7 protein-coding genes are annotated in these 13,000 nt (G+C 57.4%); 4 read left to right on the top strand and 3 right to left on the bottom strand.

Annotation, left to right across the window (positions count from 1 at the left end; genetic code table 11):
- The first annotated feature begins 188 nt into the window (after positions 1-188).
- The 3 genes from QMX91_RS22465 to QMX91_RS22475 all read left to right on the top strand — a co-directional run bounded on the left by QMX91_RS22465 (position 189) and on the right by QMX91_RS22475 (position 2,899).
- A complete protein-coding gene (locus QMX91_RS22465; protein ID WP_007962155.1) occupies positions 189-776 on the top strand; it encodes a YecA family protein in 588 nt (195 codons plus the stop codon).
- Positions 777-786: 10 nt separating this feature from the next.
- Positions 787-1,182 carry a YbaN family protein gene (locus QMX91_RS22470; protein WP_098967773.1) on the top strand — a complete coding sequence of 132 codons (396 nt, stop codon included), beginning with the start codon at positions 787-789 and terminating at the stop codon, positions 1,180-1,182.
- Positions 1,183-1,405: 223 nt separating this feature from the next.
- A complete protein-coding gene (locus QMX91_RS22475) occupies positions 1,406-2,899 on the top strand; it encodes a hypothetical protein (protein ID WP_135295186.1) in 1,494 nt (497 codons plus the stop codon).
- A 114-nt stretch (positions 2,900-3,013) separates the two neighbouring features.
- Here QMX91_RS22475 and QMX91_RS22480 read toward each other — a convergent pair whose 3' ends face one another.
- The 3 genes from QMX91_RS22480 to QMX91_RS22490 form a co-directional block, all read right to left on the bottom strand.
- Positions 3,014-5,260 (bottom strand): autotransporter outer membrane beta-barrel domain-containing protein, encoded by a 2,247-nt coding sequence (locus QMX91_RS22480; protein WP_245223430.1) that lies wholly within the window; start codon positions 5,258-5,260, stop codon positions 3,014-3,016.
- Between the two features lie 283 nt (positions 5,261-5,543).
- On the bottom strand, positions 5,544-7,496 hold the full coding sequence (locus QMX91_RS22485; RefSeq protein WP_282413400.1) for a hypothetical protein: 1,953 nt from the start codon (positions 7,494-7,496) through the stop codon (positions 5,544-5,546).
- A gap of 157 nt (positions 7,497-7,653) precedes the next feature.
- The gene (locus tag QMX91_RS22490; RefSeq protein WP_167797067.1) at positions 7,654-9,603 is read right to left on the bottom strand and encodes a hypothetical protein; all 1,950 of its coding nucleotides are present in this window, start codon (positions 9,601-9,603) and stop codon (positions 7,654-7,656) included.
- A gap of 498 nt (positions 9,604-10,101) precedes the next feature.
- On the opposite strand from QMX91_RS22490, the gene QMX91_RS22495 reads away from it, so the two are divergent.
- Positions 10,102-13,000 (top strand): Ig-like domain-containing protein (locus tag QMX91_RS22495; RefSeq protein ID WP_282413401.1); only part of this gene is annotated, 2,899 nt, incomplete at its 3' end.

The raw sequence follows: 13,000 nt of genomic DNA on the forward strand, positions 1-13,000 counted from the left end.
GGCTTGCTCGCGAAGGCGGCGTGCCGGTCGATGCAAAAGTGTCTGATACGCCGTATTCGCGAGCAAGCCCGCTCCCACAGGGATATTCGTGTTGCCTGTAATTGCGGCAAATCTGCCGTGCGGCTGGCTTGAGCGCTCAAGAAGGCCTAGAATTCCCGCATTGTTTATTCCCCCAAGGTAGCCCCGTAATGTCCTTCGCTGAGCAACTAACCCGCCTGCAAGTCTTTCTCGACGCCGACGAGCTGCACGAAGAGGCGCTGGATTACGTGGCCGCCCACGGTTACCTGACCGCCCTGTCAATCTGTGCAGAAGACGTACCGGAGCGTGAGTGGATCGACGCCCTGTTCGCCGAAGAGCCGCATTACAGCAGCGAAGCCCAGCGCGAAGAAATCGAAGCCACCCTGATTGGTCTCAAGGCACACATCGCCCGTCAACTGGCGTCCGACGAAGAATTCGAACTGCCGTGCGACCTGGACCTGGGCGACGAGCCGGACGACTCTGAACTGCGCGGCTGGTGCATCGGCTTCATGGAAGGCGTATTCCTGCGTGAAGCGGCCTGGTTCGAAACCGCTGAAGAAGAAGTCAGCGAAATGCTCCTGCCGATCATGGTCGGTTCGGGCTTGTTCGACGAGCAGCCAGAGTTCGAAGACATCGCCAAGGACGCCAACCTGATGGACGACATGATCGTGCAGATCCCGGAAGCCCTGACCGCGCTGTACCTGCTGTGCCAGGCGCCAGACGAAAAACCGGCGATCCTCAAGCCACGTCACCACTAAGATCCGGCCTATGGACAACCCCATAGGCAACCGCTCCCTGATGTTGCGCTACTTCCTGCTGGCCGTCGGCTGGCTCAGCGTGGCATTGGGGGTGATCGGGATTTTCCTGCCGGTTCTGCCCACCACCCCTTTCCTGCTGCTCGCCGCAGCCTGCTTCGCGCGCAGCTCTCCGCGTTTCTATCAATGGCTGGTCGAGCACCCGAAGCTCGGGCCATGGATCCGCGACTACCTCGACGGCAACGGCATTCCGCTCAAGGGCAAGGTCTACGCGATCGGGCTGATGTGGGCGAGCATTCTGTTCTCGTGCTACCTGGTGCCGCTGCCGTGGGCACGGGGGTTCATGTTGACCAGCGCGGTGTTGGTGACGGTGTACATCCTTCGGCAAAAGACTTTGGATAAATCCTGAATACCGCCGCCCCCGCTACATCTGCATTTACTCCCGATACAGCGCCTCAAGCTGTCTGTTTCGTGTGTTTCGAGCCAGTTATCCAAGTGCCCTGCCACTGACCGCTCGTCGGAAAAAACCTCTTACCTGTTATTTCTGACAGTAGGCAATACTCGCCACATCAGGCCCAATTAATCAACGCCTTCCTCGCAGAGCCACCTGTCCTTCGCCGAGGTTTTTCGTCATGACGCACTTTCACTCCTTCCTGTTTCCACGCTTGCAGACTGAAGTTCCGGGGCTGAAACTACGTCCCTTGCGGATTTCGGCCATGATAGAGCCGATCGTCGATGGGGACGGCGGTATCAACTGCAAAACCTACTACCGGTATCCCAATGGTTTGTTCTGCGCCGTCGATGCCTACGCCGAACCCATGCGCAAAGGTGACACGCTCGATATCTATTGGGGCAAGAACCACAAGATCTTTACCCGGGTTCTGCAGGATGACGAAGACGGCAGCAACCAACCGGTGTTTTTCTTCCTGCCTGTGACGAACATCCTTCCCGGCTGGGTCGACGAGGTCTACTACGTACTGACCCGCGCAGGCAGCACCAGCCCCGACGAGCCCGCCACGCCCTTGCGAATACTGGTGAAGCTGGATCTGCCGGGCGGCAAAGACGATGACCCCCATTTGCCCGGACATGCAAAATTGCACATCGTGCAGCTGCCGCGCGACGTCATCGTTAACGGCGTGGATGCGGATTGGGCAGCCAAGGGTGTGCCGATGGTTATTCCTCCCTACCCGAACATCGCCGTGCGCGACGTTATCCAGGTGCAATGGGGCAATGCCTTCTTGCCACCTCATACCGTCAGCGCCGATGAGGCAGCCGGCACGGCACCTATCGAGATCACCGCACACCAGGACGATATTGTGGCCGGTGGCGACGGCAACGCGCAGGTGGTGCATTACGGGATCCATGACGAGGTATTCAACCATTCCGAGAAGTGGTCGCTGAGGACCACAGTCAAAGTCATGTCCGGAATCCGGCAGCTGGATGAGCCGATCATCCAGGAGTCAGTCAACGGCATCATTGATCTCGATAAATTGAACAATCGCGATGTCAACGTGCATGTTCGCGCCTCCACCAGCGATTTCGAGTTGGGTGACACCGTCACCATGACCTGGGTAGGCACACCACCCACCGGTGCTCCGTTGCCCAACCGACAATCCCAGAGGGTGGAAAGCTTCCCCAGCATCCTCATATTTCAGATTCCGAATGCGCAGGTCCGGGCGATTGCCATGGGAACCGCAGACGTATCGTATGTGCGCTACAAAAAGGACGACGGCTCTGCGCTCCCCTCCAGGCACGAACTCGCCAGCGTGGAAGGCCGGATCCCCGCGCCGGTCCTAAGCGAAGCCGCGGGCAATACGGTGAGCGCCGATATCACATCGGCCACCGTGAACATTCAGTACCCGGGCATGACCACGGACGATATCGTCAACATGGCCTGGCTGGGCACCAAGGCCAATGGCATTCCCTACTTGTATGAGGCTCGGCACATCGTCAGCCCGGAGGACGTGGAAAATCATCTCGTGACCTTGTACGTGCCGGGAAAAAATCTGCGGGTGCTGGAGAACGGTGCACTGAATCTGTTCTACCAGGTGTCCCGTGACGGGCCGCACTGGCGGGGCACGCATGAGTCCGGGCATCAGGAAATCAACGTGTTGCGATTCACCTGAGTCGCAGGTGTCAGGTCAACCCGCCGGCCCGGACAGCGGGTTGCCCGGCAGGCCAGCACAAAAAAACGCCCCGCAGGTGCGAGGCGTTTTCAGGTATTCACATCGTGACGCGGTTTACCAGGTCCAGCGCACTCCGGCATTCAAGTCATACGGCTTCTTGATGTACTTGCCATGGCTGTAGTCGTAACCGGCATACACCTGCAGGTCCTTGGTCAATGCCACTGCAACGCCTGCTCCCAGCACACCACGGGTGCCAGACAGGTCGTTGTTGAACTGATTATCAGCGTTGACCGTCACGCGGTTGTTATTGATGAACTCGTGCTGCACCGCAACGCGCACATAAGGCTGGGCGACCATGCCATTGCCCATGTTGAAGTTGCGGCCCACAGTGGTGCCCGCTTCACCCAGCACCGAGCGGCTGCGATCGCCGTCGGCCTCCATGCCATTGTCCAGATCAAAGTTGCGCCCCTGAATCACCGCCGTCGACAGTTTGCCGTACGGCTCGATGAAGTAGCCATCCTCCAGTTTGATCTGGCGACCGAACTCCGCCGAAGCGCTGACACCGGAGCTGTCATAACTGCCCTTGGCGCGGGTGCCATCGCTCATGCCGACTTTCGTATCGCTCTGAAAGCGGTTGAACTTGAGCAGCGCATCAAAGTAGTAACCGCTCTGCTTGTTCATCCAGGTCACGTAAGGGCCCAGATAGTAGCTGTCAACCGTACCCGAAGTCCCCTGTGCGACGTCCAGGTTGGTATGGCTGTAGCCGCCCATGATCCCGGCCACCCACAGACTGTCGCCCAGGTGCGTATCCGCCCCCAGAGAAAGCCCTTGCTGGGTCTGCTGATAACCCACGCCGGAAGCGGCGCTGATGTTGTACTTGTTGCCGTAGGTGCGCATCCACAGGCCGGTGTCACCCCCATTGAAACGCAACTCGCCCATGCGGCTGCGCAAAGTTGCCGCCTCGGCATACAACAGCGTCACCGGAGCGTTGAACAGCGCCAGTACCGATTTCGCCCCGGGGCTGATGGTCTTGGTGGTCGGGTCGAGAAACCATTCCGTTCCGCCCTCCCCCACTTCTCGCCGATCAAGTTTATAAGACCAGGTACCCAGATCGACATGCTCGCCTCTCAGGGCAAATTGCGCGTCGCCGGCGGCGGTGTGCACCAGGGTCAACTGCTGCGGGTTCAGCGCGTCCAGACCGGAAGCGGCCACCAGCAATCCGAATTGCCCGCTGGCTACACCCGTGACATTGAGGAAGTCGTGCTGACCGGTGGCGAAATTGCCCTTCATTTCGAACGTACTGGAACCATCCGGAGAGCCGGCCAGCGTGCCGACGTTCAACTGGTAGAACGTATCTGGCACATCCTGCGCACCAAAGCGCACCGTCCCGCCATTCATGGCGAGTGTTCCTACAGTGTCAGCGCCTGTCAGGGTCCAGCTAGAACCGCTGTTGACGGTCACGCCGTTGACCTTGTCGAGACGGCCGGTCAGTTGCGAGTTGTTCTGCAGGGTGACGTTGGCAGTCGAACCGTTTTCGACCAGCACATCGCCCTTCATGTTGCCCTGATCGAAGGTGAGATTGGCGGTACTGTTGCCGGTGACGTTGACGTTGCCTTGCAGCGTGCTGTCGCTGACAGACATGCCCGCGGTGGAAGCGCCCTGCACCGTCAGCACGTTGCCGTTGCCCCCCGTCAGGGAAGACTGGTTCAACACCTCAAGGGTGGCATTGATGCCCTTGTCCACAAGAATCGCATCACCGGTGCGGCCTTCCACACTGGCGTTGTCGAGCCGCAGTGAATTGTTGCCCAGGCCCGAGGGATCCCTGCCCATAGTCACCCCGGTCTTGTCGCCGCTGATAACCGTGTTTGCGGAGGCGCGTACATCCCCCCCCAATATGTTCAGGCCGGTACTGTCAGCCCCTGTGCCCGTCACCTGACTGTTGATGAGCGTGAGCGTGCTCAAGCCGGTGACCTGAGCACCGATTTCCCCACCCTTGAATTGACTGTCGGTTGCAGTGACCTTGGAGCTAAGGGTCGAGCCGATAGACCGATTGACCGCCAGCCCCATAAAGTCACTGGTCACGATGGCGCGAGTGAGATCACCCGTGCTGCCGGTTATGCGGATACCCACCAGCCCACTGTCGGCATTGACCGTTGCGCCGTTGATATTCAACGTTGATCCGGACGTGACAGACAGACTCTGGGTGCTGGCCCCCGCGATGTTCAGCACACTTGCGTTGCGTACCAGATAATCGCTCTGTGGTGTGCTTGCATCGATATTCAGCGTATTGCCGTTATCGACAATAACGGCGGCAAAAGAATGCCCGCCGGTAGAAAAAAATGCTGGCAGCACGACCAGCATTTTAAAGAGTCCTGCCGCAGCATTTTTTTGCAGCGAAACATGTTTTTTGTTCATGACGTGGCTTCCTGAATGTTCATCACCTCACATCTTTCAGAAGAAACGCCAAAAGACTGTAAGGCGCGAACAATACCTATCCGGGTCAAGCAAAAATGTAGGAGAAGTCCTAGCTCCGGACGGAAAAGTCCTTTCCCGCTCGAGGAATGATCCGCCTGTTTCAGCAACCGTTTCAGCGAGGACACGGGAGGCGTAGCGGCCTCCCGTGTTTCCTTTGAAACGCATTGAATCAGGTAGGCAACGGGCAAGTTCCGCCATCACCCGGATTGACCAGGTACACCTTGACCAAATGCTCTTTGGAGGGAACGTCGCGCCCGTTAATGACAGCCGTATAACCGACGCCACCCCACGCATTGAAAGTCGCGAGCAAGGGTGCGTATGGGATCTTCACAATGAAGCCGTCCGCGGCTTCCTGATCTGTCGGTGTGTAGGGCACCTCCTCGAGCGTACCGGGTTTGATGGTTGCACCTTCGGCGTCGATATAGCCCTGATAGGTGAATATCAGCTCCTGATTCGCCAGTGCCAATTCCCCGCCCGGGACGTGCACCTCGACCACCACACCCTTGATGGGATCCAGGCGCAAGGCTTTGCAGTTCAGCCAGTCAGTATAGTTAGGATCAAGGTGTAAAAATGCCGGATCAGGGACAGTGTCCACTTGAATCTCCACATCCACATTCCGAGGTTTTGAAATATCTACGTTGTCGTTCAGCGAATGACCGATGACGTAAGCCATCGGGTGCGTTGGATCACCGTTACCTGCCGCCGCAATAACGTCCCACTTTACTTTCCACTCAAGCGATGTGGGAATAGTGTTTGGAATCGTAACGAGGCCACCATCCGCCTCAGAAACAAGCTGGCCCGCATATTCAAGTTGAACGGTGTCATTTTCCTTGGCGTCGGCATAGGTATTGACCGTAACAGTAACGTCCCCATCTTTGTCGGCTTCTCGCAACGTATTGACTAGGCCTCCGGAATCACCCTGAACCGTCACCAACGCCAGAATTGGATTGGTCGGGTCTGGATTTTCCGGATCAATCGGCAGACCGGGCTTTCGCAAATCAACGAGAACATCTTTGGAAATCGGAGTTGGCGGGTAATAGGTGCTGCCGCGTTTGATTTGGTAGCGGGCCGCTACAGTTTTTACACCAGGGTCGTTGTTGAACACGTTTTTGAACGAAATATCGACGTAGCACGGGAACCCGCTGATGGGCTTCGCCATCTGCGGAATGTCGTCGTAGGTCACCACCAACTCATCTCCCGGCAAGTAGTGGGTGTATTCGTCAACGATTCCCACGCCCAAAGGGTTTTGCGCATCCGCCAGATCGACCAAACCGTCACCGACACCGTCCAACAGCGGAATATCAAGGGGCAACAGCCCCTCGGGTGGGTCTGTCAGAACGACCGTAACGGGGACTGATGGAGAAATAGCACTTGGGTTTCCCTTACGGTCGGTGACTCTGAAAAAAAGCGCGTGATCCCCTTCACCTTTCTTGAATACTTGGTCAGCGGTAAGTTCAAGCTCGATCTCAGTGGTGGTATCAATCCGGGTGATCGAATCGACAACCTCTGCCAACGGTATCGAGTCCCCATATAACACCTCTATAAAATCGCCAATCCTCATATCTCCATAATCAGGAATCTTAATAGCTACGAAACCAATGTCGTCCAGATATTTTTTGGTAATACCTTCATCTATCACTTCCTGCGGAAGAGTAACCGGAAAAAACGGGTGTGGAGGAGTTCTATCAACATTGCACTCCAACGGTTCAGAGTTGCTCTCATTACCGCCTTGATCGATAAAGTATCCCAACTCATGTGTCCCCGGCCTATCGGTGTATCCGACAGGAAACGTCATTTCGATTTCAAGAATATCGGGGTTCAGCGGCGTAACATAATCGTATCGAGTAGAGACTATCGGACTTCCGTCAAACGTCAGATGAATGAAGCCCGGTATCTCTTTCGGGTCGTCAGCCTCAGCAGGTCTCGGAACCAGACACTTGAAAGGCTTTCCCTGCTGGCTCAGCGGAATCTGATTGGCTTCATCATCCGACGTATCGCTTAGAAATGGGTTATCTGGATGCACTTTGATGACGGGTGCATCAGCTTTTGTAACAGCACGGCGAACTTTCAGATAATCGACCCGACTTTGTTCAGCGGGCGTCAATGGTTTCGGACTTGCCATTTTTCAGCTCCTTCAGAAACGGGCTTTATCTGCCCGGAATTTTGTCAATCAACTAACGCCCAAAACGCGGGCACAACACTCTCTGTCAGCCACGAATAAATACTCGTGACTGTCCCGACTAAAAACGGCTAATGCACTTTAATTAATCAAATACCCGTTACGGTTCCGTACAGGTTTCATTAGTGGGTGAGCACACTGCACCACTGGCCATGGTTCGATTGATAATCACGAAATCTTTTTTTGAAACACCCCGTCCACCCGTAAACTTTTTCAAGGTGTAATGACATAACGCCGAACCCCGGTTTTGCATCGGCGCTATCAATCTTTCGTAATCGGTCACATGCACTTCAAAACCGTTTCTTGCCTGATCCGCACTCAAGGTGGTCGAGAACCGTTCCGCGGCCTTGGGAATGGGCGTGGTGCCATTCGGTCCCGCGCATCCCTGCCAGAACAACGTCACGATGTCCTTCTCGTCAAACACCGGGTTGCCTTCAATCCTCACGCGCACCCGCTCCCAGAGACGCGGTTTCGCACAGCAGTCAAGCGTCCCACTGATGCCAGCGTCAGGGAACGAAGGCTCTTGGAGACCTTCGATAATGATGATCGACACCTTGACGGGCGTGAATGGCGCCAACTGCTGGTTGACGCCATTGCTGGTGGTGTAATGGACCGGCAACGCCGGGTTCAGGCGGTCCTGGTCAATGACCGACCATGGAATATTGAACGGCACTCTCTTGCCGGCAACGTCACCGGTCTGGACGATGTATCTCGCCACGGGCGTACTGATGCTCCCCCAATAAACTTCGATCGTGTGTCCTCGTTCAGGTGCGTCGAACAAGGTCAGGAAGCCGTCGGCGTCCTCGCCGAAATCTTCGGTAAGCAATGTGTTCAGCACCTTGGATTTGGCGCCGTAGATCTCCAGCAAGGCAAGCTTGGGGTTCAACAACGCCGGCGCATTGGCGTGATCCTGGCCTGCCACCGTCAGGTTCACCGATACCAGGGTTTCCATTGATGGTTTGCTATCGACGCCCCTTGTGCGCACGCGGTAAGTGACACGAGCATTCACCGGACCCAGCCCCTTGGCTGTGAGCGCACTCCACGGCACAGGGATCACGCAAGGAAAGTTGGCCGGGTCGACATCCTGCGGCGGCAGAACAGTGCCATCCCAGTCCAGCAGTACCTGATCGCCGCTCAACGGATTGTCATAGGCATCGATTTCGACCGTTACCGCCCTTTGGTTGACCGCCCCCTCCCGGGCGTGCTGACGATCGATCAAGCCTCTGTCCGACAGGGGGATGCGCGGAGGCTTGTGAATGGGCACCCCCGGGGTCAGATCGACGAACACAGGCAGCGGCCGCGAGCGCGGTCCACGGTTTCCGGCCCAGTCGCGCAAGCGATAATAGATGTATCGCTGCCCATGACCGCGCAGGCGAATTTCGTCTGCGTAGACGGTGATGATGAGTTGATCGTTATCGATATCCAACTGACTGAACGCCTGCTCGCGGATTTCGGTTTCGAAGTCCGGTGGCGTGTTGGTGTCCGTCCAGTAATAAATCGCCCGGTCACGGGCCTTCACGTCCAGATAGAGGCGTACTTTGAAACGAACCTGACCGTGCTCGTCCAAATAGTCATCGGTGATGTCGCCCTCAAGATCCAGCAGATCCAGCATCGCCGGTTCCTGGCCGTCATCCGGCGGCACTCTATCGACGGTGATGGTTTTTTTCAGCGATTCCGCGTCGTTGCCACCAATCTTGAGCTTGTACGACAGGTCGTAAACGCCAGATGCCAGGTCCCTTTGAGGCACCGAAACAATCTTGTCACCCGGATCAATGGGAATATCGAACGGGAACACCCCCGCCGTGTCGTCATCAAAGGGAAGCCCCCGTCGCCTGAAGCCCACCAACACGACGTCTTTTACGAATTCCGGCTCTGTCGAGAAGTCCCACGCCGGAATCGTGATTTTCAAATCGCGACTCAATACATCGCGAGGTAATAGCCCGTCCGGGCTCTCATTACCCTCTTCGTCTTTCAGGATATCCGGAACAATCGGTTCTGGAATAACCACAAGACTTGTTTCGTCATTGCCGCGCGCGTGTTGCGGACTCATCGACGACTCTTCTGGGGGCACCATTGCGAAACTCCACGGCAATTGAGCGGACAGTGTCCTCGCGCAGGGCAGTCGTGAAGATAAAACGGGCCGTTGACTGACGATGGCGTGGAACGTTTGTGACCCAATTAGATGCCTGGCGGAAAAAGCTGACTACTGTCAGAAATACTAGGTTTGCTTACCGTTTGTCGGGAAGTCGCTGGAAACAACTGAACAGTCAGCTCAGCGTGAGGCTGCATTTTTGTTGAGCAGAATGGGGGATGAACTCGCCGCGCGCCTCAGCGGGAGCAGACTCCCTCGCCATAGGTTGGGGTTCACCGCAGAGTCGACTACCCTGCGGCAGCGCCTACTGGGAAGCAGTTTCAGGCATGCAAACCCCGCCTCACGACCGTTCATCGCAAATACGTCCTTACCTGTAATTTCTGACAGTAGCCAACGCTCGCCACCTGCCCCTAAATAACCCAGAGCCTTTGCTTCCCACGCCCTGGAGTCTTCAGCATGCCTATTCAGCCCCCTCGCCTCCCGCCCCCCGAGACTCTGCGGCAACTGGAAATACCCGACCGTACGCAGCCGGCCCTGGATGGGGGGGTGTGGGGGATCAATATTGCCGCCGCGCAGTTGCTGGCGCCCGACAAGGGGCTGAAAGTCTATTGTCCACCTTGGCAACTTATGGGTTTAGGTGACCACATCGAGCTGCTGCTCGACGGTGTTCAGGTCGACCAGACCACCATCGTCAAGCCAGAGGATGTCGGCGAGCGTGTCACCCTGTATGTCCCGCCCCGGAAGTTCGCGACCGGGGCCTATACGCTGCAATATCGGGTCAAGGTATTCAGCCAGTCTCCGGAAACTTCGCTGCCTCCGGTCGATATCTTCGTCAAACTCGAGCAACCCGGCGGCAAGGATGAAAACGGCAGTGCCCCGGGGCATTCCGAGCTGAACATGTACATCGATCCGCGGATCATCAACGATGGCGTGGACAAGGCAACCGCCGAAACCGGCCTCGACATCATCATCAAGGCCAAACCCGGCAGCAGCAGCCTGTTGCCCTACCCCAACATGGCCGTGGGTGACCACTGCAAGTTGACCTGGGGCGGCTGGTTTTTGTATTCGCCACGGGTGACCCAGGATCACATCGATGACCCGCAAGGCCATCCACTGGTCATCCATGTCGACAAGGCCACCATCCTCGAAGCCGGCGATACCGACAGCCTGGCCGTAGCCTTTGAAGTACACGACATTGTCGACAACCGTTCCGAAGACTGGTGCGCCGCAGTAGAGATTGCCGTCGATACCGGCAACACGCGCCTGTCGCCTCCCATGGTCAAAGAGGCCTTCAATAGCGTTGTGGACATGGACAAACTGGGAGATGCGCCGCTGACCTTGCAGGTATTGGTCGACGCACCCGACTTCCGGATCGGTGATGTGGTCATCGGTCTGGGCAAGGGCACCACGCTGGACGGCGAATCGATCAGCGTTGAAGTCCGCGGCGAGCCACTCACCAGCGTGGGCAACATCTACGAATTGGCCCTGCCAAGCGCCGACATACGTTTGCTGGCCAAAACCCAGGCCGTGTTCAGTTATCGCGTGGAACGCAGCGGGTCTGATGATCGCGCCTCCAAGGGGCGCTTCGTCAGTATCATCGGAGAAACCCGACGCCTGCTCGCGCCGATTGCCGTGGATGCGCAACAAGGGGCACTTGACCCTGATCTGGTTAACACCACCGCCTTCATCCCCTTCGATCCGATGATGCAGGAGGGCATGGTCATCGTTCTGCGCTGGGTCGGCACCCGCCAGGATTTCAGCGTCTACGACCCGGAACTGGACTGGCACACCCTTAGCAAGGGCGATATCGACGACAAAGAACCGATCCCGATCATCGTCGAAGGCAAACACCTCAAAGCCATCGAGGGCGGTACGCTGGATTTGTTCTACGTGCTGATGGCCGAGGGCAACGATGGAGGCATCATTCAGCGCGAGTCACTGCACCATGCTCTGTTGCGGGTGGGTGAACCGTTGCTGGAACTGGTCGCGCCCATCGTCCTCGGTGAGGCCGGCGGAACACTCGAACCCGACGACCTGCCCGGCGGTTCGAGCAAACTGACCGCCCCGGCTGCCGCCGAACCCACCAAAGCGGGTGACAAGGTCACCTATACCTGGCGCGGTTCGAAAACCGGCAAGACCAGCGACTCGGTGCCGATCAATTCGCTCAATGCCGGCAAAGCCATCGATTTCACCCTGAACCCGACCTTCGTCCAGACCCACATCGAACCCAATCGCAGCGGCACTGTGGACGCGATGTATGAAATTCTCAGGGTGGCGGCAGGCTCCGCGCCGGAACGTGTCAGCTACTCGCGGACGTTGAATTTCACTGTCGGCGAAGCCGTGCTGCTGACCCGGCCGAAGGTTCAGCAGGCCGAGGCCGATGGCACTACCTTGCAGCCGATCAAGGCCGTGGAAGCCCTGACCGTCAACATCGATTCGCAAGACTTGCTGCTCAGCGATCTGCTCAGCGTGACCTGGACCGGCGCACCCGGCACTGCCGCCGGCGGCTCGCACACCACCCCGGCCAGACCCATCAGTGAAACCACGCTGACAATCGAACTGCCGGTCACCGTGCTGGCATTCAACCTGGGCAAAACCGTCACCGTGACGTACACCGTCACCCGCAACGGTGTGCCCCGGACCTCGTTGCCGCTGTTGTTGAATGTCGGCACCCTGCCGGACTCAAGCTTGATCCTGCCGGTGATCATGGACGCCGACGATGATGGCGAGGGCCAGGAGTTCAACGTAGGGAATCTGACCAGCAATGCCACCTATCGCATGGGCGTCTGGCCGTTGATTGCCACAGGCCAATATGTCTGGCTGCGTCTGAAAGGGACGAACGCTGATGGCAGCGACTACAACCTGCAGATCCATACGGCACCAGGCTCAATGGTCAGCGATAAGTGGCTCGAACAAGGTTATTACGAGCGGAGCATCGCCTTTACAGGCTTGAGAAACCTTAAGGATGGCAGCCCGTTGACCATGGAGTTCAAAGCCGCGTTCGGCAAGAGCACGGATGAGAGCGAGGCGGTGGTCTTCCCAGTGCGCACTTACACGATCAAAGCGTATGAGGATGTGCGGCCAGAAATTACCGGATTGGAAGACTCCAAAGGGGTAGCGATTGTCGAAGGCGGATTCACCGTCGATACCCAGATCACGTTGTCAGGGGCCGGGGCCAAAGGTCAGAAAGTCCAGATCAAGGACGGCACCACCGTCAAAGGTGAAGCCACGGTTAACCTGACGACCGGCCTGTGGGAACTGACCCTGACAGGCTTGAGCGTGGCCGCTCACAGCTTCACCGCCGTCGCGCTGTATGGCAGTGGGCAGGTGTCCGCGGCGTGGACGTTGACGGTGA

Source organism: Pseudomonas sp. PS01299 (assembly GCF_029960145.1).
Classification (GTDB): Bacteria; Pseudomonadota; Gammaproteobacteria; order Pseudomonadales; family Pseudomonadaceae; genus Aquipseudomonas; species Aquipseudomonas putida_A.

What these genes read in the sequence shown, in the direction of transcription:
- QMX91_RS22465 (WP_007962155.1), top strand. Translation starts at nt 189, where the DNA reads ATGTCCTTCGCTGAGCAACTAACCCGCCTGCAAGTCTTTCTCGACGCC.
- QMX91_RS22470 (WP_098967773.1), top strand. Translation starts at nt 787, where the DNA reads ATGGACAACCCCATAGGCAACCGCTCCCTGATGTTGCGCTACTTCCTG.
- QMX91_RS22475 (WP_135295186.1), top strand. Translation starts at nt 1,406, where the DNA reads ATGACGCACTTTCACTCCTTCCTGTTTCCACGCTTGCAGACTGAAGTT.
- QMX91_RS22480 (WP_245223430.1), bottom strand. Translation starts at nt 5,260, where the DNA reads ATGCTGGTCGTGCTGCCAGCATTTTTTTCTACCGGCGGGCATTCTTTT.
- QMX91_RS22485 (WP_282413400.1), bottom strand. Translation starts at nt 7,496, where the DNA reads ATGGCAAGTCCGAAACCATTGACGCCCGCTGAACAAAGTCGGGTCGAT.
- QMX91_RS22490 (WP_167797067.1), bottom strand. Translation starts at nt 9,603, where the DNA reads ATGAGTCCGCAACACGCGCGCGGCAATGACGAAACAAGTCTTGTGGTT.